Below are 22,058 nucleotides of genomic sequence, written 5' to 3'. Positions count from 1 at the left end.
CGGCTGACGGTCGGTGGGGGCTGGTCGCGCAGTTCCCCGCGCCCCTTACGGGGCGCTGTCGTCAGTCCTCGACCCGGATGCCCAGCTGTGCTGCCAGGACCGGGGCCAGGTCGAGTAGTTGGGAGGTGCTGATCACGGCGCCGGACAGGCGGTCGATGCCGGTCGCGATCTCCAGGGAGGCGGCTCCCCGCAGGTCGACGTCCTTCATCGTGACCCCTCTGAAGTCCGCCGCCTTCACCGTGCAGCCGGTGAACTCCACGCGCTCCAGCACCGCGTTGCCGAAGTCCGGTTCCACCAGGACGCAGCCCTCGAAGACGACGTCCCTGAGCTTCGCGGTGCGCAGGTTGAGGTAGTCGATCTTGCCGCCGCGGATCACCACCCGCTCCAGGACGGAACCGTGCAACTGGGTGCCGCCAAGCCGGGCGTCGACCAGCTCGACGTCGCGCAGGGTCGCCTCGGCGAGATCGGTGCCGACGCCTCTTATCCCGGTGAGGACCGTGTCCAGCACGCGCGCGTGCCGCAGCCCCGTCTCGTCGAAGGCGCAGTCCGTCAGCGCGCAGTCCATGAAGCGGGCGCCCGCCCCGTCCTGCCCCGCGAAGTCCGCCTCCCGGAACGCCTGCCCGTCGTAGTCCCCGTCCGGCTCCAGCTCGCCCCCGCCCCAGGGCTCCAGCTCGGGCAGCCGCACCTCCGGCCGCCGCGCGCCCTTCACCCTGCCTCCGCCGGCCCCACCGGCCCCTGTCCTCACCATGCCCCCATCTTGCAGGCTGCCACTGACAATCACCGCGGCCCGCGAGGGCGCAAGCGGCCCGCCCTTGACCTCAAGCACACTTGAGGACGGAGAGTCGCACGGGTCAGAGAGCCGGACCGCCGGATCGGCCGTCACCTCGGGGAGTCCCTGTGCACGCCATCGTTCTGCACGCCTTCGGCCCTGCCGAGAACCTCGTCCACGAGAAGGTGGCGGCCCCGGTGCCGGGCCCGGGCCAGGTGCGGATCGCCGTCGCCGCGGCCGGTGTCCACCTGCTCGACACCGCGCTGCGGGCGGGCCACCAGGGCCCGGCGCCGCACCCGACCGTGCTGCCGACGATCCCCGGCCGCGAGGTCGCCGGGGTCGTCGAGGCGCTCGGCGACGGCGTCGACGGGCTGTGGCTCGGGCGGCGCGTGGCCGCCCACCTCGGCTTCGTCCCCGGAGGCTACGCCGAGCTCGCGGTCACCGAGGTCGAGCGGCTGCACGAGGTCCCAAAAAACCTCGGCTTCCCCGAGGCGGTCGCCATGATCGGGACGGGGCGTACGGCCCTGGGCATCCTGCAGTTCGTGGAGCTGGGCCCGGATTCGGTGGTCCTCGTCCCGGCGGCGGCCGGCGGCATCGGCACGCTGCTCGTGCAGGCCGCCCGGCACGCGGGCGCCACCGTGATCGGCCTCGCGGGCGGCCCCGAGAAGGCGGCGCGGGTCCGGGCCGACGGCGCCGACCTCGCCCTCGACTACACCGACCCCACCTGGCCGGACCGGGTCCGCGACCACTCCGGGACCGTCACCGTCGTCCTCGACGGCGTCGGCGGCGAGACCGCCCAAAAGGCCCTCGCGCTGCTCGGCGAGGGCGGCCGGCACCTCGTCTTCGGCTGGTCGGCGGAGGGGATCGGGGCCGGTGGCGGCCACCTCGCCGACGCGCGGTCGGAGTCCCTCCTCGGCCCCGCGATGCTCCGCCGGACCGGCGGCCCCGACCCGCTGCGCACCCTCGAACTCCGCGCCCTCGCGGAGGCCGCCCAGGGCCGGCTGCGCCCCGCCGTGACCCGCTTCCCGCTGGCCGAGGCGGCCACCGCACACCGTGCCCTGGAGACCAGGGCGACCATCGGAAAGGTGGTCCTGGAACCGTGACCGGTAGCAGCCGTGCTGCGGAGGGCCACTGGAGTGCCGGTTCGATGCAGAGTGCTGGTCGTGGTGGGTTGCTCGCGCAGTTCCCCGCGCCCCTGACGGGGGCGCCTCCGCGGCGCCCAGCTCTTAGGGGCGCGGGGAACTGCGCGACCAGCCACGACGGCGCCGCAGCTGCCCGACCACGTGCTGCAACCTGCGGGAACGGCCCGCACAATCCCGCCGATGACCTGCGGCCGACCGGCCAATTCGCCTCATCCGGCTGACGTTCCGCAATCCGCTCGCTACTCTCCGGCCCTGTGAAGGCAACCGGTACGGATCCGCTCCGGTTCTCGCTGCTCGGCCCCCTGCGCGCGTGGCGGGCCGAGTCCGAACTGGAACTGGGATCGCCCCAGCAGCGCGCCGTCCTGGCCGGGCTGCTGCTGCGCCGGGGCCGCGCGGCCGGGCTCGGCGACCTGGTGGCCGGTGTCTGGGGCACCGACCCGCCGCCCGGCGCGGTCTCGGTGCTGCGCACCTACGTCTCCAGGCTCCGCAAACTCCTGGAACCGGAGCGGGAGACCGGCGAGCCGCCCCGGCTGGTGGTGTCCCTCGGCGACGGGTACGCCCTGCGCACCGACGCGGTCTCCAGCGACCTCGACACGTTCGAGGAGTACGTGGCCCGCGCCGAGCGGCACCGCGCGGCCGGCGACCCGGGCAGCGCGGCCGACCTGCTCCGCACCGCACTCGGCACCTGGTCCGGCACCCCGCTCGCCGGCGTCCCCGGCCCGTACGCCGAGGCCGAGCGCACCCATCTAGACCGGCGGCGGCTGGGCATGCTGGAGACCCGGCTGCGCCTGGAGCTCGACCTCGGCCGCCACGAGGCGGTGCTGCCGGAGCTGGCCGCGCTGCGGGACGCGCATCCGCTGCGGGAGAACGTGTGCGAACTGCTGCTGCTCGCCCTGTACCGGGCGGGCCGGCAGGCCGAGGCACTGGAGGAGTACGCCCGTACCCGCCGGACCCTCGTCGACGAGCTGGGCATCGAACCGGGGCCGTCGCTGCGCGCGCTGCACGCCAGGATCCTGGCGGGGGAAGGGGAGCCGGAGGAACCGGCCGCCCGGGGTGCCGCGAGCCCCGCCGGGGACCCGGCAGCCGCGCAACCGCCCTCGCGGACAGCGCCGTTGCCCAGGGCCGCCCTGCAACCCGCGCAACTACCCGCCGATCTGCCGGTCTTCACCGGCCGCCGCAGTGAACTCGACCGTGCCACCGCGCTGTTGCCCGAGGACGGGCCCCCGGCCGGTGCGACGATCGTGCTCGTCGAGGGGATGGCCGGCACCGGCAAGACCAGCCTCGCCGTGCACTGGGCCCACCGCGTCGCCGGCCGCTTCCCCGACGGCGCCCTCTACGTCAACCTCCGCGGCTACGACCCCGGCGGCGCCGGGATGCCCCCCTCGTACGCGCTCCAGACGTTCCTCGTCGCGCTCGGCGTGCCCCCCGGCTCGGTCCCGGACGGACTCGACGCCCAGGCCGCGCTCTACCGCAGTGTCCTCGCCCGGCGCCGGGTCCTGATCGTCCTCGACAACGCGCGGGACGCCGAGCAGGTCCGGCCGTTGCTGCCCGGCACCCCCGGCTGCCTGGTCGTCGTCACCAGCCGGTCCCGGCTCAGCAGCCTGGTCGCGGGACAGGGCGCGTACCCGCTCACGCTCGGCCCGCCGACCCCGGAAGAGGCCCGCGAGATGCTCGTACGACGGCTGGGCCCGGCCCGGGTCGCGGCCGAACCGGAGGCGGCGGACGCCATCGTCGGCCTGTGCGCGGGGCTTCCGCTGGCCCTCGCCATCACCGCCGCGCGCGCCGCCCAGCACCCCGGCTTCCGGCTCGCGGACATCGCCGACGAGCTGCGGGAGAACCACGGTGGCCTCGACGCGTTCGCCGGCGGCGACGCCGAGACGGACGCGCGGGCCGTCTTCTCCTGGTCCTACCGCGCGCTGCCGCCCGCCACCGCGGAACTCTTCCGCCGGCTCGCCCTGCACCCCGGCCCGGACCTCACCAGCCCGGCCGCGGCCGCCCTGGCCGGGGTCCCGGTCAGGGCCGTCCGTACCCTGCTGGCCGAACTCACCACCGCGAACCTGCTGATGGAGCGCTCCCCGGGCCGTTTCGTCTTCCACGACCTGCTGCGCGCGTACGCGACGGAACTCGCGGAGGCGGAGGCGGAGACAGAGACAGCTGCGGAGACGGAGACCGAGACGGAGGCTGAAGGGGAGGCGGAGGAGGCGGGGGCGGCGGCGGGGGGCTCCGCGGCCGGGCGCGCGCTGCTGCGCATGCACGACCACTATCTGCGCACCGCCCACCACGCGGCCGCCGTGCTCGGGCCGTTCCACGCGATGGTGCCGCTGCCCGAAGCCGTGCCGGGCAGCTCCCCGGGCCGGTTCGAGGACCGCAAGCAGGCCACCACCTGGCTGCGCACCGAACGGCAGGTGCTCGGCGCGGTCGTCGCGCACGCCGCCGCCCACGGCTACGACGAGCACGCCTGGCGCACGGCCTGCGCGCTGGACCTGTACTTCAACCGCCTCGGCTACAACCACGACCTCGTCGAGATCAACGCCATCGCCCTGCGCGCCGCCCGCGCCCTCGGCGACCGCGTCGGCCAGGCGCACGCCCTGCGCGGACTGGGCTACTCGGCGCTGCGGCTCGGCCGCGCGGAGGGCATGCGGCAGCTCGAACACGCCCTGGAGCTGTTCCAGGAGGCCGGCGACGGCTTCGGCGAGGCCCTCACCCGCCGTTCGCTGGCCTTCCAGACCAACCAGGCGGGCCGGCACGACGTCTCGCTCGGCCACTACGACCGTGCCCTCGCGCTCTACCGGGAACTGGGGCTGCGCAACGGCGAGGCGGGGGTGCGCAACGAGGTCGGCTGGACGTACATCCTGCTCGGCGAGCACGAGAAGGCGCTGCGCGAGTGCGAGCAGGCCATCACCGTGTACCGGGAGACCGGCGACCTGTTCGGCCTGGCCTCCGCGGAGGACAGCCTCGGCTACGCGCTGCACCATCTCGGCCGGTACGACGGGGCCGTCCCGCGGTTCGAGCGGTCGGTCGAGCTGTTCCGGGAGATCGGCGACCGCTACATGGAGGCCGACTCGCTGCGGCACCTCGGGGCCACCCACCGCGCCGCGGGCGACCCGGCCGCCGCGCGGGCGGCCTGGTCGAGGGCGGTCGTCCTGCTGGCCGAGGCCGGCAACCCGGAGGCGGAGGAGGTACGGGAGGACCTGCGCGCGCTGGGCGAGACCGGCGCGGTGGACGGCGGCGCGGCCGGCACCGGCCCGTCCGGTGTCGCGAGGGAGGCGGCGGGGCATCAGGAGGGGTCGCGTTCGGCGTGACCGCCGCCGGGTAAGGCGGGCCCGGTCCGCGGCGGGGGCGGGGGCGGCGGGCCCTCGCCCAGCGAGATCCCCTGTTCCTGGAGGGCCAGTTTGAGGTTGCGCAGGGCGTAGTAGACCCGGGACTTCACGGTCCCGTGCGGTATGCCGAGGGCCTCCGCCGCCTCCTGCGTGGTGCGGTCCGCGAAGTACGTCGCCTCCAGCGCCTCCCGGTGCGCGGGCGAGAGCGCGTCCAGCGCCTCCCGCAGCACCATCGCGGAGAGCATCCGGTCGATGTCGTCGGTCCCGGCCACCACGGCGGACTTCTCGCCGAGCCAGGCGCTGCCGTCCACCTCCACCGGGCGGGCGCGGCGCGTGCGGTGGCCGTCGATGACGAGGTTGCGGGCCACCCGGAACAGCCAGGGCCGCACGGACACCTGCGCCGCGTCGGCGGGGTCGGCCCAGCCGTTCCATTTCTCCGCGTTCTTCCAGCAGCGCAGCAACGTCTCCTGGACGATGTCCTCCGCACGGTGGCAGTCCCCGCCGACCAGCCGCACGACGTACGCGTACAGGGCGGGACCGTGCGCCTTGTAGAGGCCGTGCAGCGCCCGTTCCTCGGGCGAGACCGCGGCGGCCGATCCGATGACAGTCAGGTTCATGGGCGTTCCTCGGTGTGGTCGACCCCCGTGGGCCGAGAAATTCCGTGCTCCGATGAGATGACTTGGACGACTGGGGCGGGGTGCGGCGGCGAGAGCCGCTGCCGGTGGCCCTCAACCCGGTCCGAGTGTGCCGATCCGGGATCCACGTTCCGTTGACGCCTGGTGTACGACCCCGTCGACGTAGCGGCGGACCGCCGTGACCACCTCGGCATGGGCCGGCGGCAGCAGCTCGCGCCGCGCCAACTCGTCCCACAGTTCAAGCAGTTCACGGCCGTGACCGTGCAGGGACCGCGGGTCGTCGAGGGCGCCCCAGGCCGCGGCGGCACGGGCCACGGCGTCGGCGGCCCGCGGATCCCCGCCGCGGCAGCGGACCCGGGCCACGGCCAGCGCGGGCACGACGGTCTGCCGCCGTCCGTCGCGCAGCCGGGCGAGCACGGACTCCAGGGCCCGCACCTCCCACACGTACGGATGCGTACCGCCGTCGACCTGCGCGAGCCGCTTCCGCAGGGTGCTCGCCAGTTCGTACGCCTGCTCCAGCTCGCGCACGGCCACGTCGTCGACGAGCCGCTCCATCCGGGCCGCGAGGGAGGCGGGGACGAGGGGGGCGAGGGGGGCCGGGACGAGGGCGGCGGCTGAGCGGACGGCCACGGGTGCCGGTGCCGGTGGCGGGGGCTCGGGCGTCGCGGGCGTAGGCGTCGCCGGCATGGGCGTAGGCGTCGCGGGCGTGGCGGGCAGGACGTGGCTGGAGCCGTCCGGGGCGACCTGCAGGTGGAAGCGGGTCGCGCCGGGGCGGTCGTGCACCCATGCCGTGACCGGTGTCCCCCGTTCCCGTGCCCGCCGTTGGAGCAGGTCCAGGACCAGTTCCTGGACGGACCGGCCAGCTTCGGGGAACAGCGGCACACCGTCGACGAGCGCCGCTCCGTCGTCGGAGAGGAAGACGTCGACATGAGCGCCGTTCTCCCGGTCGCCCCCGTGGTTGGTTTCCATGGTCGTACTCCTCGACTTCACTGGGTGTCCGGAGCGGGCGTCGCGGCGGCAGGCGGCGGTGCGGGCGGCGAGGTCGTCGTCGGTGGTGGCGTGACGAGGCCCTCGTACTTGGCCAGCAGGGCCCGTACCCCGGCGACGTAGCCCTGGGCCTCGTTGGTCTTCGGCACGCCCTGGGCCTGGCGGACGGCGTCCAGGCCCTGGTCGTAGCCGACCAGCGCGAGGTCCAGGACGGAGCCGTTCGCCGCGCCGCTGTCGATGAGCTGCTGGGCCTGGCCGGCGAGGTCGCACATGAAACGGCCCTGCGCGACGATCGAGTCGGCCGGATCGAGCGCCGACGTCTTGCCGTTGCCGTCCTCGTCCTCGCCGAACCGCGCGAAGACCGCGGGCGGGAGCTGTGAGATGCCCTGGGACCCGTCGGGTCCGACCAGCGTCCGGTTGTAGTTCGACTCGCGCTCGATCTGCGCGGCGATCACCGTCGGCCCGATCGCGTCGCACAGCGTGCCCGCCTTCTGGATGGGGGCGACGAGATCGGCGGGGACGGCGGCGGGGTCGAGCTCCCCCTTGCCGTCGCCCTGGAACACCGCGATCAGGTCGTCCGCGGAGGGCTGTCCGCCGCCGCCTCCGCCCCCGCCGAACGCCGTGATCAGCGCGATCAGGGGCGCCAGGACCACCCCGAACCCGCCGATGATGATGATCACGACCACCGCGCCGAGCAGCACCACCGGCGACAGCAGGCAGCCGCAGCCGGAGACGGCCAGCGCGTTGCGCACGGCGGCCGAGGCCGCCTCGCCGGTGCCGTCTCCCGTTCCCTCTTCCGAACCTGAACTCATGTGTGTGCCTTCTCCCTTCCGGCCGCCGGTGCCTTTGAACCGCCCGGGGTGACCGTGCGTTGTGAGGTCCAACGGACTCGTGAGACTCAAACGGGCCGGAAAGCAAACAGGTTCAAACCATGGGAAACCGGATGGGCATCAACGACATGAGAGACAAGGCGGCACGCGCATGACCGCTCCACCGACCACTCCGCCGGGACCGCAGTCCTGGGTACGCGGCCCGACCGCCTACGGCGGAACCGACGCCCCCACCACCTCGATTCAGGTGCCGGTACCGATGCCGATGCCGATGCCGGTGCCGGTGCCGTTGTCGACCCTGGCACCCGCACCCGCAGCCGCGCCCGCACCGGCACCGGCCGCCGAGGCAGCGCCCGCACCGCAACCCATGGCGGCGTACCTGTCGGCGCCCGCACCGGCCCACGTACCCGCGCCCGTTCCCGAAGCGGCACCCGAAGCCGCTCCCGAACCGGCCCTCCTGCCCGGCGCCCCCGTGCAGGGCCGCCGGCATCGGCGCCGGACCGGGGCGACACCCCCGGCGGTGCCCGATCCCGCGGCCTCCTGGAACGCGCCGCCGGAGTCCGAACCGCCCCGGTCCGGCCGCCGTGCGCAGCGGACCGTGTGCTGGGTGAAGGCGCACGGCGGGGCCGGTGCCAGCACGCTGGCGGGGCTCTTCGGGGGCATGGACGCGGGGAGCAGGTGGCCCGACCCGGCCGCCGGGGAGCCGAGCCGCCTCATGGTGGTGGGCCGCACCAACGCCGACGGCCTCCAGGCGGTCGCCCAGGTCCTGAACGCGCTGCGCGAGGGACGCGCCCCCGAGGGCCTGGACCTGCTGTCGCTGGTCCTGGTCGCGGACGCCCCGGGACGGCTGCCGTTCAGCCTGACCCGCCGGGTGCGGATCATCGCGTCGGTCGCGCCGGTCCAGTGGGTGCCGTGGGTGCCGGCCTGGCGGGTGGGCGGCCGGCCGAAGACCCTGCCGCGCGAATTCTCCGCACTCGCCGACCTGATCGGCGTACGCCTCGGGGACGTACGCCTCGGGGACGAGGAGGACGGCCGATGACCCCGACCGGCCCGGCCGGCCTGCCCCTCACCCTGGCCGCGTTCGACCCGGGTGCCGACGGCGACCAGATCCTCGGCATCCTCGCCTGGTCCGCGTCCGCCTGCGGCGTCGCCGGGCTCATCACCATCGGCATCCAGATGGCGCTCCAGCTCCGCCGCGGCGACCCGGGCGAGGGCGGCGAACACTTCCGGGGCGTCTTCTTCGTCCTGCTCGGCTGCGTGATCGCGGCCTCGGCGGGCCCACTGGTCGCCGCACTGGGCGACCTGTCCATCTGAGCCCCGCCCCGCGCCTCACGCCTCACGCCTCACGCCCCATCCCCGTATCCGCGGTGACGCGTCTCCGCACACCCACCCATACACCTTTCATCCAGCTTCATCCACTTTCGTCATGATTCACGGAGGGCATCATGAGCACACTCCTGCACTCGGCCTCGGTCCTGCTGGCCGACGGCGCGGTACCCGACCCCACCCGCAACGCACCCGACCAGCTCACCGGCAAGGTCAACACCGTGCTGGGCATAGCCGCCTGGGCGGGCACTGCGGCCGGTGTCGCCGGCGTGCTGATCACCGGCGCGATGATGGCCATCTCCCTCAAGCGCGGGGAGAGTTCGGAGCACATGGGCCGGCTCGGCATGGTGCTCGGCGGCTGTGTCCTGGTGGCCACCGCCGGCCCGCTGATCCAGTTCGTCTTCCAGTGAGCCGGCGGGAGACGATCCTCATGCGAGACAAGTCGAACGACCGTCAGGACGGCTTCGGCGTCCCCTGGCGGGACGAGACCCCGGTACGACGGGAACCGGCCGGCCTGCACCGGCGCGCCCCGCGCGAGGACACCCCCGTCCCGCGTCCGCAGTGGGCCGAGGACGGGCCCCGCCCGTTCTGGCGGCAGCGCAGCTGGCAGCTGTCGGCGGGCTTCTTCGCCGTCGTGCTGTTCGTGGCCGCCGTCGTGGCGCTGACCAGGAGCGGTGGCTCGGGCAGCGGCGACGGCCCGGTCTCGGCGCGCGGCGGGCAGGTGGTGGCCCTGCCGACCATGCGCGGTGGCCGCCCCGAGGGCTGTGCCACCGGCGACGGCACCGGCGACGGGGACACCGCGCCGCCCACGGCCGTACCCGACGACGTGCAGTGGCGCGACCTGTCCGGCACCCGGGTGCCGGTCTCCGCCTCGGCGGGCCCCACCATGACGACCGGACCGGTGTGGTGGTGCTTCGCGCACACCCCGACCGGCGCCGCGCTCGCCGCGCACGTCATCCCGTCCCAGATGAGCGGGTCCGCCTGGCGGACGGTCGCCCGGACGCAGGTGGTCGCGGGCCGCGGCCGTGACCTGTTCGTCGCCCAGCGCGCCACGGTGCCCGACTCACCGCAGGGCGCCTCGGGTTCCTCGGCCGCGTACGCGGGGTTCTCCGTGCTGTCGTACCAGAAGTCGGCCGCGACGGTGGCGCTGCTCATCAAGACGGCCAGCGGCTACGCCGCCACGAACGTCGGGCTGCGCTGGGGCGACGGCGACTGGAAGGTCGCGCCCGCCGCCGACGGCTCGCTGCACACCCCCGTCCGGACCGTCTCCGGTCCCGGCGGTTTCCTCCTCTGGGGAGTGTGAGATGGCGACGACCTGTACCACCGGCAACCCGATCGCCGACGCGGCCAAGGGCTTCTTCGACTTCCTCGGCGACCCCATCGGCACGATCGTCGCGGGGATCGCGAACACCGTGCTGTCGGCCGCCATCTCGGTGTTCGGCAGCCTCACCACCGCCATCCCGACCCTGGCCGGGGAGGACTCGGCCCGCGCGGTCGACGACCAGACCCAGGGCATCGTGGTCTATCTGGCCGTCGGCTCACTGCTCTTCGCCGCCGCCCGGATGGCCCTGGAGCGGCGCGGGGACGCGGGCCGTACCGCGCTCAAGGGCGTCATCCGGATGATCCTCGTCGCGGGTGCCGCCACCACCGTCCTCACGGCGGCGGCCCGGCTCTCCGACCAGTACGCCGACGAACTCTTCGCCCAGGGCGCGCAGAACCAGCTCGACAACTTCGGCTGCCAGACCGACATCGAGTCCTTTCTGCTGCTGATCCTCGCCTTCCTGCTGCTGGTCGCCGGGATCGTGCAGACCATCCTGCTGTTCGTGCGGCTCGGCGTGATGATCCTGCTGCTGGGCACGCTGCCGCTGGCCGCGGCCGCCTCGATGACCGACTGGGGCGGCGGCTGGTGGCGCAAGCACATCGGCTGGATGGTCGCCTGGCTGCTCTACAAGCCGGCCGCCGGACTCGTGCTGTTCGCGGGCTCGGCGATCTTCACCGCGGGTGGTCAGGGCGGGGACGACGGCAACGGTGACATCAACCAGCGCATCGCCGGTATCGGCGTGATGCTGCTGTCCGCGATCGCGCTGCCCGCGCTGCTGAAGCTCGTCGTACCCGCCACGGCCGCGCTCGGCAGCGGCAACGCGATGTCCGTCGCGATGTCCACGGCCGGTTCGCTCGCCTCGGGCGCTCGGTCGACGGGCGGCGGCGGCAGCGGTGGCGGGGCCGGCCAGGCGGGCCCCTCGGGCGCGTCGGGCACCGGCGGTACGAGTGGCGGCAGCGGCGCGAGCGGCGGCAACGGCTCCGCCGGTACGACGGGTTCGGCCGGCTCGGCGGGGTCCAGCGGATCCGCGGGGTCCGCCGGCGGTGCCGGGTCCGCGGGCGGTGCGGGCGCGGCCGGTGGTGCCGGTGCGGCCGGTGCCGCGGCGGCGGCAGGGCCCGCGGCAGCCGCGGTCGCCGCGGCCCAGTTCGTCGGCCGCGTCGCCTCCGGCGCCGTCCAGGACGCGGACGGCGACCGGGGCCACAACAGCTGAGCACAGCGCCCCAAAGGGGCGCGGGGAACCGCGCGACAAGCCCCCACCGGCCGCCGGCAGACACACCACATCAGCCACCCCTCCCCTCCCACGTCAACACCTCCCACCCCACCCACCTCACACCTCACACGAGAAGGAGGTCCCCTCCCATGTCCACGGAAGCCGTCACCCATCCCACCTACGGGAACTGGCGTCGTCCGCGCAGGCCGGGTCTGGGTCCGCTCGGGCTCGTCGGCACCTTCGGTGTCTTCGGCGGGCTGATCCTGACCCTGCTGGTGTCGCTGATCTCGCTGACCGCGGCGCTGGTCGTGATCGGACCGCTGCTGCTGTTCCTGGTCCCGCTCGCCGTCCGGACCCAGGACGGCCGCAACGTCTACCAGTTGATGACCCTGCGGATCGGCTGGCGCCGCCGCAAGCGCAAGGGCGCCCACCTCTACGTCTCGGGCCCGCTCTCCCGCCGTCCCGGCGGCCGGTTCCGCCCGCCGGGGCTGCTGAACAAGGTCACCATGCACGAGGGCCGGGACGCCTACGACCGCCCGTTCGGCGTGCTGCACCACGCGGCCCGGGGCCAGTACACGATCGTCCTCGGCTGCGACCCCGACGGCGGCTCCCTGGTCGACCCCGACCAGGTCGACGTGTGGGTGGCGATGTGGGGCGACTGGCTGGCCCGGCTCGCCCACGAACCCGGGCTGCGCGGCGCCGCCGTGATCGTGGAGACCGCCCCCGACCCGGGCACCCGGCTCGCCAACGAGGTGCTGCCCCGTATCGCCCCCGACGCCCCGCCCGCCGCCCGCGCGGTGATGGAGGAGGTCGTCCAGCGCTATCCGAGCGCCTCCTCCGAGATGCACACGTACGTCACCCTCACCTACGGCACCCCGCCGGGCCAGAAACGCGGCCCGGACGACATCCTCACCGACCTCGCGATCCGGATCCCCGGCCTGCTCAGCGGGCTGGTCGGCGCGGGCGGCGGCGCGGCCTACCCGCTGTCCGCGGAGCGCATCGCCGAGGTCGTCCGCGTCGCCTACGACCCGGCGGTCGCCCCCGACGTGCTCAACGCCCGCGCCCAGCACGGCGGTACCGGCCTGGAGTGGGAGGACGCCGGGCCGGCCGCCGCGGTCGAGACCGTCGGCAGCTACCAGCACGACTCGGGCGTCTCCCGGACCTGGCTGCTGACGCTGGCGCCCCGGGGCACCGTACGGTCCTCGGTGCTGCGCGGGCTGCTGGAGGCGGCGCCCGGCACCCGGCGCAAGCGGGTCGCGCTGGTCTACCGGCCCATCGACCCGGCCACCTCGGCCCGGATCGTGGAGTCCGACCGGCGCAGCGCCCAGTTCATGGCGACGTCCGGTCGGGGCATGGTGCAGGCCCGCGCCGCCTCCGAGGTGCGCGCGGCCGAGCAGGCGGCGGCCGAGGAGGCGGCCGGTGCGGGGCTCGTCGAGTTCTCGCTGATGCTGACGGTCACCGTGGACTCGGACGCGGAACTCGCCGACGCCGGAGTGACCGTGCGCAACCTGTCGGCCGCCGCGCGCGTGCAGTTGCGGGCCGCCGACCGGATGCAGGCGGCGGCCTTCAACTGCACGCTCCCCGCCGGGCTGCTGCCCTGGGAGCAGACCCTGGTTCCGCAGCAGTTGCAGGAGGCACTGTGAGCAGGCGCGACAGCAAGAAGAAGCCGGCCGACCGGCTGTACGTGCCGGCCCGTGGCTGGGCCGGACCCGGTGGCGGGCGCGTCGGGCACATGGACCCGCCGACCATGTGGCGGGCCACCACCGTGCAGGCCTGCGGCATGTGGCCGTTCGCGGCGGGTTCCGGCTCGCCGATGACCGGGGTGCCGCTCGGGCAGCACCTGTTCACCGGGGCCACGGTGTGCGGCGACCCGCTGAACTGGTTCACCCGGGCCCGGTACATCTCCAACCCGTCCCTGTTCATGCTGGGCATGCCGGGACTCGGCAAGTCCACGCTGGTCAACCGGATGCTGATCGGGCTCGCCGCGACCGGGGTCGTACCGCTGGTCCTCGGCGACCTCAAGCCCGACTACGCCGACACCGTGCGGGCGCTGGGCGGTCAGGTGATCTCCATCGGGCGCGGGCGGGGCGGCATCAACGTCCTCGACCCGGGCGCGATGGGCGCGGCGGCGGCCCGGATCGGCGGGGAGGCCGGCGAGGTCCTCAAGGCCGAGACGCACGGCCGCGTCCTGAACATGGTGGCGGCGCTGATCACCATCGTGCGCGGCCGTCCGATGGACGACCACGAGCAGTCAGTGCTCTCCGCGGTCCTGCACCATCTGCGCGAGCGCACCCCGGCCGGCCGTTCGCTGCTGCTGCCCGATCTGCTGCGGGTGCTGACCGAGGGGCCGGACCGGGTGCGGGCGGTGACCCTGGACCGGGGCGACGACACCCGCTACCGGGACGCCGTGGACCCGCTGCACCGGTCCCTGCTGGGCATCCTGGACGGGCCGCTCGGCGACACCTTCGCCTCCGAGACGTCCACCAGGATCAACCCGGACGCGCCCGCCGTGTGCATCGACATCTCCGGCATCGGGGAGGCGGACACCCAGCTGACCGCCGCGGCGATGCTGGCCGCCTGGTCGGACGGGCTGGGTACGGTGGCCGCGGCGCACGCGCTGGCGGACGCGGGCCTTGCGCCCCGCCGCTGGTTCTTCACGGTCCTCGACGAGCTGTGGCGACCGCTGCGGGCCGCCTCCGGCATCGTCGACCGCATCGACGCGCTCACCCGCCTCAACCGCTCGCTCGGCCTCGGCGACGCGAAGATCACCCACACCCTGAAGGACGCGGAGGCCCTGGGCACGGACTCGGACCGGGCCAAGGCACGCGGGTTCGTGGAGCGGGCCGGGATGGTGGTGTGCGCGGGTCTGCCGCGGGCCGAGATGGAGGATCTGGGCAAGGTCGTGGGCCTGTCCCAGCGGGAGATCGAGCTGGTCTCCTCCTGGTCGTCCCCGCCCGGCTGGGGCACGTCCGGCGACCACGAGGAGCCGCCCGGCCGGGGCCGCTTCCTCATCAAGGTCGGCGGCCGTCCCGGCATCCCGATCCGGGTCGCCATCACCGACGTGGAACGCCGGCTCCACGACACGAACACCCGCTGGACCCCGAACGGGGTGACGACGAGCCGGGTGGTGGACCTCGGCGCGATCGGAACGGCCGAAGCTGCCGGGACGGCCGGGGCTGTCGGGACGGCCGGGGCTGTCGGGACGGTGGATGCCGGTGCCGGTGCCGCGGTGGAGGCCGTCCCGCAGGGCACCCCGCAGGTCGTCGTCCCGCAGGAGGCCGCGCAGTACGCCGTGCAGGGCACCCCGCAGGACGCCGCGTTCGGTGCCGCGCCCCTGGACGACCCGCCGACCATGCTACTGAGCCGACTGCGGAGGCCCGCATGAGCGCCGGGCGGCCCTCCGCCGGGGGCGGCCAGGAGATGGCGTCCTGGGCGGTCGTCGCGGTGGCCGCCGTGTCCCTGCTGGTGTTCACGCTGCTGTGGTGCGGCGGCACCCTGGGCGCCGGGCTCAGCGGGCACGGCTGGAGCGCGCCGCCGTTCGCGCTGTCCACCGTGGCGACGCTGGCCGCCGACGGCCCGGCCCGGCTGTGGCCCGGGGCGCCGCCCGCCGCGGTGTACGCGGGCCTGGCCGGTCTGCCCGCGCTGCTCGCGGTGCCCGTCGCCATCGGCGTACGACTGGTGCTGAAGCGGCTGGCGCGGCCCTCCGGGCTGGCCGGAAGCCGGGAGCTGGCCAGCATGTGCCCGCAGGGCATCGCGGCCCGCGCCCGCGACCTGCGCCCCACCCTGAAGGGCCGGGACCGCCTGGACCCGGACGAGACCGGCAACCTCCTCGGCGACCTCGACCCCTCAGGACCCGAACTCCGCTCCTCCTACGAGGACGTGGAGCTGGACCTGATGGCCCCCCGGGCCGGCAAGTCCACCGGCATCGCGATCCCCCGGGTGCTGCGCGCGCAGGGCCCGGTGCTGCTGACCTCGAACAAGTCCGACGTGTACGCCGTCACCCGCGCCGCCCGCGCCGAGGCCGGCACCGTGTGGACCTTCGACCCGCAGGGCATCGCGCACACCCCGCGCGAGATGTGGTGGAACATGCTCGGCGAGTGCACGACGATCGAGGGCGCCCGCCGGCTGGCCGGCCACTTCGTGGCGTCGGTCAACGACGACTCGTCCCAGAAGGACTTCTGGATCGCCGCCGCCCAGAACACCCTGACCGCCCTCTTCCTGGCCGCCGCGCGCGCCGGGGTCGACGTCCGCGAGCTGCTGTCCTGGCTCGCGGACCCGGCCGACCGCACCCCGATCGACCTGCTGCGGGACGCCGGACTCCCGGCGATGGCCGACCAGTTGCAGGGCACCGTCCGGGGCGCGGTGGAGACCAGGGACGGCATCTACGAGACCGCCCGGCAGACCGTCTCCTGTCTCCTGGACCCGGAGATCCTGGCCTGGGTGACCCCGGACCCGGACCTGCCCGAGTTCGTGCCGGCCGTCCACGTCCTCGGCCGCGACACCCTCTACCTGCTGTCCAAGGACGGCGGCGGCTCGGCTGCGGGCGTCATCGCGGGCATCGCGGACGCCACCATGCGGGCCGGTGTGGTGGCGGCGGAACGGATGGGCGGCCGCCTTGACCCGCCGATGACGGCGGTCCTGGACGAGGCGGCGAACGTCTGCCGCATCTCCGACCTCCCCGACCTGTACTCCCACTTCGGCTCCCGCGGCATCAACGTCGTGACGCTGCTGCAGAGTTACCGGCAGGGGGCGCGGGTCTGGGGCGACGCCGGCATGGACGCGCTGTGGAGCGCGGCGACCGTCAAGCTGCTCGGCGCGGGCCTGGACGACGCGGACTTCGTGCAGAAGATCTCCACCCTGGTGGGCCAGCACGACGTCCGCACCCCCAGCGTCTCCCGCAGCAAGGAAGGCACCTCGCGCTCCTACTCCTACCGCCAGGAGTCGGTGCTGCCGCCGGACCGGATCCGCGCCCTCCCCAAGGGCACGGCCCTGCTCCTCGCCACCGGCATCCGGCCGGCCCTGATCCGGCTGCGCCCCTGGTACAAGGAGCCGGACGCGGGCCCCGTCTCCGCGGCGGCGAAGGCGGAGACGGCGGCCATCACCGAGCGGGCGGCGGCCCGGCTGGGGGCCGGGCCGGTGCCGCTCACCAAGGCGACGGAGCAGGTGGACAAGGACCCGGCCTCGACGGGCGCGTAACCGGGGCCACACGGTTCGGGCCGGGAGCGGGGTTCCGCTCCCGGCCCGAAGTCCTGCCCGCCGTCCCGCTCGGTGTCCTGCCCGACGGGCCGGTGGTCACCGCGACAGACCGACCGCGGCAGCGATGCCGAAGGCCAGCGTGCAGGACACGAACCAGGCGAAGGCCGCGCCCCACGGCTGCCGGCCGGGAGCGGCGGCACGCCGGTCCCCGCCCGCCCCGCCGGTCCGCCGCCCCGGGAGGAACGGCCGCGGCCGGACCGCGCGTACGGCTTCGTACACCGCGCGTGCCAGACAGCCGATCCCTGTGACCGTGCCGAACGCCTGAATCACCAACTCGCCGTCCATGACTCTCCTTGACTCTCCTCGGCTCTCGTTCGCCTCTTGCTCACCCGGCCTCCCGGCCGCACGGACACGGCGGGCCCACCGGTCCAGGGCGCGTTCCGCGCCCGGCCCGATGGGCCCGCCGTGCGGGTCCCGCCCACTCGTGTGACTAACTGAGCTGGTTTGTCGGGTTGTTGTTGGTGGGCAGGACTGGAACGGGGTTCGTGCCCGACGTGGACGCCAGCGACGAGCTGGCGTTGTTCTGGAGGTTCTGGCTTCCGGCCGGGACCAGGCTCGCGGCGGCGGCGGTCTGCTTCTCCACCAGGATCTTCTCCGAGGTCTTGATCAGGGAGTCCATCCCCTGGACGAAGTTGTCCCTGAACTTGTCCTTCGCGCCCGACATCTTGGCACCTTCGTTGGTCACCTCGAAGGGCTTTTTGTCGTCGATGACATGAGCGAAGTCGATGAGCTTCGCGTCCACCACGGCATTTCCATCGGTCTTGTCCTTGCCCGAGACCGTGAAGACGCTGGAGGCGACCAGACCGATGTCGGTCGTCTTCACCGCGTCCCTGATGCCCTTCATCTTGTCCACCATCTGCTGCCACACCGCAGGATCGTCCGAGAACTTGCTCAGGATCTTCTCGGACTTCATGCCGGCCAACGTACGATTCGAGTTCGCGTCATCCCCGGCCACCACACGCCAGTTGCGGGTGGCGGACCCGGTGGCGATGTCGAAGAACTTGAGCTTGATGGACTTGACGACCGCTTCCGGGGCGCTCTTCCCCTGCTGCTCCGTGTTGTCCCGGTAGCTCGTCGTCTGAGAGCCGATCTTCATGTCCAGGACCTTCTTCTGCTGGACGTTCGCGATGTTCTCCATGTACACGTACTTCTTGTCGTCCAGGGCGGCCTTCTGGGTGTCGTCCAGGTCGTTCTGCAGCGCGTTGCGCACCTGTTCGGCGGTGTAGGTCTGGGGCACCACACCCTGCATCGCCGGGTACTCACCGTTCCGGACCCGTTCGTAGAACTCGTTCTCCGTGTTGTGGCTCCCGGCCGGCTTCTGCACGATCTGCCGGTCCGCACCGAGGAACTGGAGGTCGCCGTGGCCGCCCGCGCTCTTGGCCTCCTTTTTCTGCTGTTCCTGTTCCTGTTCCTCATCGGTGCCGTAGCCCAGCTCGATGTGGATTTCCTCGTTCTTCTTCGTTTCCTTGGCCATGCGAACGCTCCTTTGTGGGATACCTCAGCAGTCCACAACGTGTCCGGCACGAGCGGGAGTTCAACCGAACCGAATCCACTTGAACCCCCGTCCGGCCCCTGGCGTAGTGCGGGGTGAAACGGCCACCCCACAAAGGACCGGAGTACCTCGAATGCCCTCCGTGCAGGAACAGCGAGAACGCGAAGAACACGAAGTGGACGAACAAGCGCAGCAGAAGCCGGTTTTCATCCTCTATCTGACGGGCGCCGAACACGACGAGGCCCTGCAGGGGCTGACGCAGTGGGTGCGCCATCTCCTGCTGCCGGTCTACGGCCGGGAGGTCACCTCCACGGCTCCCTGGTGCACCAGTTGGTGGCTGCACCGCGAGGCCGTGGCCCAGCTGTACGGCCTGTGGCTGTCCTGGCAGGAACTGACGAGCGCCGCCGCCGGGTTGACCGGCCCCGCCATCTGGCACCGTGACCATCTCGCGCACGTCATGAACGCGCTCCGCGATCCCTCCGGCCCGTTCGCGGGCTGCAAGGCGAGCGGTCACCGGGAGAAGGAGCCCCCGGGGATGGCGCCCTACGAGGAGTGAGCCACCGTCACCGGGAGTGGGTGGACGTCACCGACACGGTCAGCGACGGCAGTCGCACGGTGGCGTTCTCCCCGCTCCTGGTCGGGCCCTGGCCCAGCGACTCCGTGTTGACCCCGCGCAACGCCGCCGCCTCGGCGACCGACGGCGGCGCCGGGGGGTACGCGACCGTGTCCAGCGCCGGCCGGACCTCCTTCCAGGTGTCGGCGTCGTGCAGCAGGGCGTAGCCGAGTTCGTGCGCCACCGCCTGCTCCCGCGGGTTCGGGCCCAGGTGCCCGGCGAGCACGTCGGCCAGCCTCATGTCCCGGTACTCGCCCCGCAGCCCCACCCGGTCCGGCACGGTGACGCCTTCCAACTCCTCGCGGGCGAACCCCTGTTCCTCGATCAGCCAGCGGCTCACCGTCTCCCGGTCCACGGCTCCGTCCCCCGCGAACTCCCGCACGTCCTCCCGCAGCCGCTCCGGGTCCTCGTAAAGCGGCACCAGAAGCTTCCGGACCCCGTCCGGGAGGGGCGTGTCGTCGTTCCGCAGGACGATGTCCCGTACGGGGGCGGGGGCGGACGGCACGGGCACCCGCGGCGGATACGGCGCACGCGACACCGCCGGGTCCTGGGGCCCCTGGGGTCCCTGAGATCCCTGAGGCATCTGCGGCCCTTGCGGCCCCGGCGACGTCTGCGAAGTCGGCGAGTTCGCCGATGTCTGCGAAGTCCGCGGTGAAGCCCCTGCCGTCGACGGCATCCGCGAGGCCTGAGGAGTCGGCGCTTCCTGCTGCGACTGCGGCGACTGCGGTGTCCGTGGTGCCTGCTGCGCCGCCCGCCCCATCAGTTCGCCCAGCGCCCGGACCACCTTGTAGTACCGCAGGTCCTCCTCGCCGCCCAACGCGTCGAGGAGGTTCTTCCGCCACCCCTCCCCCGCGCCCTGACCTTGCCCCTGCCCTCGTCCGGCGGCCTCCGGCGCGAAGTCGACGACGTCGATGCGCCCTTCCTGGCGGAGGTCCACGAGAAGGTTCGCGTGCCGGGGCTCGACCCCGGCGACCCCGGCCTGCCGGACCGTCCCCTCCTCCTTCAGCTCGCCCAGGACCTCCCAGGCCTCCTTGACCTTTTCCTCGGGCGCGTCGAGATTGCCGATCACCGCGGCGTCGAGGTGCCCGTCGAACTTCGCCGCGACCTCCTGGAGCCTGGCCTTGAGATCGGCCCGGCTCTCGTCCGGCCGTACGTCGAACCGGTAGAGGACCTCCATCTCCTCCCGGTCAGCCCCGCTGTCCCGGACCGCCTCGGCCAGTTCGTCGGTCGTACGGCCGTAGCCCTCCCCCGCGTCGAACCGGCGGTAGCCGAGATCCACGGCGTCCCGCACGTCCTGCGTGCTCCGCCCTTCCAGCCCGAACACGGGCCACGGCTTGTGCGCCATGCGCACCCGCCTCCCCTCTCCACTGCCTTCCGGTGTCCCCGGCAGTCCCACGCCAAGGCACTCCTGCACCGACACAACGGCGGACGCTCGGAACCCGGTTCACGTCTCCCTTGAACCGCCCGCCCCGGCCGAGCCGTTGAGGTCACCACGACCCGGGACCGCACGGTGAGACACCAGCAGGGAGTGCTCCCATGAACGGCACAGTCTCGAACTTCCACTACGGCGCCATGACTCCGGTCACGGCCTATCTGATGGCCTGCCTGGGCTCGGCGCTCGGCCTGCGCTGCACCACGCGGTCGCTGCGCCGCGCCCGGCCGGGTCACAGGGCGGGCTGGCTGCTGCTGGGCGCGGTGTCGCTCGGCTGCGGCATCTGGACCATGCACTTCATCGCCATGATCGGCTTCGGTGTCGCGGAGACCCCCGTGGACTACGACCCGGAGCGGACGATGCTCAGCCTCGTGATCGCGATCGTCGTGGTCGCCGTGGGCGTCTTCCTCGTCGGCTACCGGGGCGCCGCACCCGCGAACCTGGCCGCGGCGGGCGTCTTCACCGGACTCGGGGTGGCCGCCATGCACTACGTCGGCATGGCCGCCCTGGAGATGCACGGAGCCGTGCACTACCGGACGGCGGAGGTGGTGCTGTCCGTGGTGATCTCCGTGGTCGCCGCCACCGCGGCCCTGTGGGCGGCGGTCTCGGTGCGCGGGGCCTGGCCGGCCTTCGGGGCGAGCCTGGTCATGGCGATGGCGGTGACCGGCATGCACTACACGGGCATGGCCGCCGTCACGGTCCGGCTGCACGCGGTCTCGCCGGCCGCCCAGTCGTCCGTGGGGCTGCTGTCGTTCCTGCTGGTGATGCTCGCCGGACCGCTGGTGGCCCTGCTGGTGGCCGGCGTGATCGTCATGTTCGACCCGGACGTCGTCCTGGGCGACGGCCCCTGGAACACACCGGGCACGACCCCCGGCACACCCCGGCACGCCCTCGCGAGATCCCCGCACACGACCCCGTAGCCGGCGCCCCGGCCCCCCCACCCCAGGACCGCGGGGAACTGCGCGAACGGCCACGACGGCGCCGCACCCGCCGGACGGCATCAGATGATCAGCCCATCCGGAATGTCACTCACGCACCCGGCGTTGCGGTCGTGCATGAATCGCCTCATGGGATTTCTCCGGGGAGTCGGCGGCAGGGTGTGGACGTACGTCCGCAGCGCCCCCGGTACGTACATCTGGCTGGCGATTCTCTTCATGACGGCCGTGGCGGTGCACCACATGTCACCGGAGTTCGAGCAGCAGTTCCTGCGGCAGCGGTCCACCAACATCCGGGAGCTGTCGGACAACCCGGTGCGGGTGCTGGTGGCCAGCGCGATGTGGATCGAGGGCGGGCACTGGGTGCCGTACGCCTTCCTCTACACCGTCTTCCACGCGCCGGCGGAACGCTGGCTGGGCACCGTCCGCTGGCTGGCGGTGTGCGTGACCGCGCACGTGCTCGCCACCCTGATCAGCGAGGGCGCGCTGCTGAAGGGGATCCACGACGGCATCGCCCCGCACTCCGCGGTCAACACCCTGGACATCGGGGTGAGTTACGCGCTGGCCGGGGTGATCGCGGTGCTCGCGTACCGGATCGCGACGCCCTGGCGGTACGCGTACCTCGGGGCCGTCCTGCTGGTCTACGGGCTGCCGCTGACCGAGTCGCCGACCTTCACCGACCTCGGTCACTTCGTCGCCGCCCTGCTCGGTCTCGCCTGCTATCCGCTGGTCAGAGGGCGCGGAAAAGCATGGAATCCGAAGGAGACACTGGCCGCCCTCAAGGGTTAGC

At 73.4% G+C, this 22,058-nt stretch carries 20 protein-coding genes; 13 read left to right on the top strand and 7 right to left on the bottom strand.

Going from position 1 to position 22,058, the window contains the following annotated elements:
- Positions 1-61 precede the first annotated feature (61 nt).
- Complete coding sequence (locus ACGF5O_RS20235; protein ID WP_393811231.1) at positions 62-748, bottom strand: pentapeptide repeat-containing protein; 687 nt, start codon at positions 746-748, stop codon at positions 62-64.
- 149 nt (positions 749-897) lie between these two features.
- On the opposite strand from ACGF5O_RS20235, the gene ACGF5O_RS20230 reads away from it, so the two are divergent.
- A complete protein-coding gene (locus ACGF5O_RS20230) occupies positions 898-1,872 on the top strand; it encodes a zinc-binding dehydrogenase (protein ID WP_393811230.1) in 975 nt (324 codons plus the stop codon).
- A gap of 293 nt (positions 1,873-2,165) precedes the next feature.
- Positions 2,166-5,213, top strand: coding sequence for a BTAD domain-containing putative transcriptional regulator (locus tag ACGF5O_RS20225; protein WP_393811229.1), 3,048 nt, complete (start codon positions 2,166-2,168; stop codon positions 5,211-5,213).
- Here the strand turns inward: ACGF5O_RS20225 and ACGF5O_RS20220 are convergent.
- From ACGF5O_RS20220 to ACGF5O_RS20210, 3 genes are all read right to left on the bottom strand, one after another.
- On the bottom strand, positions 5,189-5,848 hold the full coding sequence (locus ACGF5O_RS20220; RefSeq protein WP_362591649.1) for a sigma-70 family RNA polymerase sigma factor: 660 nt from the start codon (positions 5,846-5,848) through the stop codon (positions 5,189-5,191). The genes ACGF5O_RS20225 and ACGF5O_RS20220 overlap by 25 nt on opposite strands.
- A 111-nt stretch (positions 5,849-5,959) precedes the next feature.
- The gene (locus tag ACGF5O_RS20215) at positions 5,960-6,835 is read right to left on the bottom strand and encodes a hypothetical protein (protein WP_393811228.1); all 876 of its coding nucleotides are present in this window, start codon (positions 6,833-6,835) and stop codon (positions 5,960-5,962) included.
- 17 nt (positions 6,836-6,852) lie between these two features.
- Positions 6,853-7,665: a transglycosylase SLT domain-containing protein gene (locus ACGF5O_RS20210; RefSeq protein ID WP_393811227.1), complete on the bottom strand. Its 813-nt coding sequence runs from the start codon at positions 7,663-7,665 to the stop codon at positions 6,853-6,855.
- Between the two features lie 169 nt (positions 7,666-7,834).
- On the opposite strand from ACGF5O_RS20210, the gene ACGF5O_RS20205 reads away from it, so the two are divergent.
- From ACGF5O_RS20205 to ACGF5O_RS20170, 8 genes are all read left to right on the top strand, one after another.
- Positions 7,835-8,722 carry a DUF6668 family protein gene (locus ACGF5O_RS20205; RefSeq protein ID WP_393811226.1) on the top strand — a complete coding sequence of 296 codons (888 nt, stop codon included), beginning with the start codon at positions 7,835-7,837 and terminating at the stop codon, positions 8,720-8,722.
- A complete protein-coding gene (locus ACGF5O_RS20200) occupies positions 8,719-8,997 on the top strand; it encodes a hypothetical protein (RefSeq protein ID WP_393811225.1) in 279 nt (92 codons plus the stop codon). Before ACGF5O_RS20205 ends, ACGF5O_RS20200 begins: the two co-directional genes overlap by 4 nt.
- A 131-nt stretch (positions 8,998-9,128) precedes the next feature.
- Complete coding sequence (locus tag ACGF5O_RS20195) at positions 9,129-9,419, top strand: hypothetical protein (protein ID WP_362591663.1); 291 nt, start codon at positions 9,129-9,131, stop codon at positions 9,417-9,419.
- Positions 9,420-9,439: 20 nt separating this feature from the next.
- A complete protein-coding gene (locus ACGF5O_RS20190; protein WP_393811224.1) occupies positions 9,440-10,312 on the top strand; it encodes a hypothetical protein in 873 nt (290 codons plus the stop codon).
- Between the two features lies 1 nt (position 10,313).
- Positions 10,314-11,540, top strand: coding sequence for a hypothetical protein (locus ACGF5O_RS20185; protein ID WP_393811223.1), 1,227 nt, complete (start codon positions 10,314-10,316; stop codon positions 11,538-11,540).
- 149 nt (positions 11,541-11,689) lie between these two features.
- A complete protein-coding gene (locus ACGF5O_RS20180) occupies positions 11,690-13,183 on the top strand; it encodes an SCO6880 family protein (protein ID WP_393811222.1) in 1,494 nt (497 codons plus the stop codon).
- A complete protein-coding gene (locus ACGF5O_RS20175; RefSeq protein ID WP_393811221.1) occupies positions 13,180-14,925 on the top strand; it encodes an ATP/GTP-binding protein in 1,746 nt (581 codons plus the stop codon). The genes ACGF5O_RS20180 and ACGF5O_RS20175 overlap by 4 nt, the downstream gene beginning before the upstream one ends.
- 35 nt (positions 14,926-14,960) lie before the next feature.
- A complete protein-coding gene (locus ACGF5O_RS20170; protein ID WP_393811557.1) occupies positions 14,961-16,736 on the top strand; it encodes a type IV secretory system conjugative DNA transfer family protein in 1,776 nt (591 codons plus the stop codon).
- Between the two features lie 96 nt (positions 16,737-16,832).
- On the opposite strand, the gene ACGF5O_RS20165 is transcribed toward ACGF5O_RS20170, so the two are convergent.
- Both ACGF5O_RS20165 and ACGF5O_RS20160 read right to left on the bottom strand, forming a co-directional pair.
- Positions 16,833-17,081 (bottom strand): hypothetical protein, encoded by a 249-nt coding sequence (locus tag ACGF5O_RS20165; RefSeq protein ID WP_393811220.1) that lies wholly within the window; start codon positions 17,079-17,081, stop codon positions 16,833-16,835.
- 145 nt (positions 17,082-17,226) lie between these two features.
- Positions 17,227-18,270 carry an inositol polyphosphate kinase family protein gene (locus tag ACGF5O_RS20160; protein WP_393811219.1) on the bottom strand — a complete coding sequence of 348 codons (1,044 nt, stop codon included), beginning with the start codon at positions 18,268-18,270 and terminating at the stop codon, positions 17,227-17,229.
- A 193-nt stretch (positions 18,271-18,463) separates the two neighbouring features.
- On the opposite strand from ACGF5O_RS20160, the gene ACGF5O_RS20155 reads away from it, so the two are divergent.
- On the top strand, positions 18,464-18,844 hold the full coding sequence (locus tag ACGF5O_RS20155) for a DUF4913 domain-containing protein (protein WP_393811218.1): 381 nt from the start codon (positions 18,464-18,466) through the stop codon (positions 18,842-18,844).
- 7 nt (positions 18,845-18,851) lie between these two features.
- Here the strand turns inward: ACGF5O_RS20155 and ACGF5O_RS20150 are convergent, their stop codons facing one another.
- Complete coding sequence (locus ACGF5O_RS20150; RefSeq protein WP_393811217.1) at positions 18,852-20,246, bottom strand: aldo/keto reductase; 1,395 nt, start codon at positions 20,244-20,246, stop codon at positions 18,852-18,854.
- A gap of 191 nt (positions 20,247-20,437) precedes the next feature.
- On the opposite strand from ACGF5O_RS20150, the gene ACGF5O_RS20145 reads away from it, so the two are divergent.
- Together ACGF5O_RS20145 and ACGF5O_RS20140 are read left to right on the top strand one after the other, a co-directional pair.
- Positions 20,438-21,253 carry an MHYT domain-containing protein gene (locus tag ACGF5O_RS20145; RefSeq protein WP_393811216.1) on the top strand — a complete coding sequence of 272 codons (816 nt, stop codon included), beginning with the start codon at positions 20,438-20,440 and terminating at the stop codon, positions 21,251-21,253.
- Positions 21,254-21,400: 147 nt separating this feature from the next.
- A complete protein-coding gene (locus ACGF5O_RS20140; RefSeq protein WP_393811215.1) occupies positions 21,401-22,057 on the top strand; it encodes a rhomboid-like protein in 657 nt (218 codons plus the stop codon).
- Position 22,058 lies beyond the last annotated feature (1 nt).

The organism is Streptomyces sp. NPDC048291, assembly GCF_043201715.1.
Taxonomy (GTDB): Bacteria; Actinomycetota; Actinomycetes; order Streptomycetales; family Streptomycetaceae; genus Streptomyces.
The sequence above is the reverse complement of the archived record's forward strand: the minus strand, read 5'-3'. Positions and strand labels throughout refer to the sequence as shown.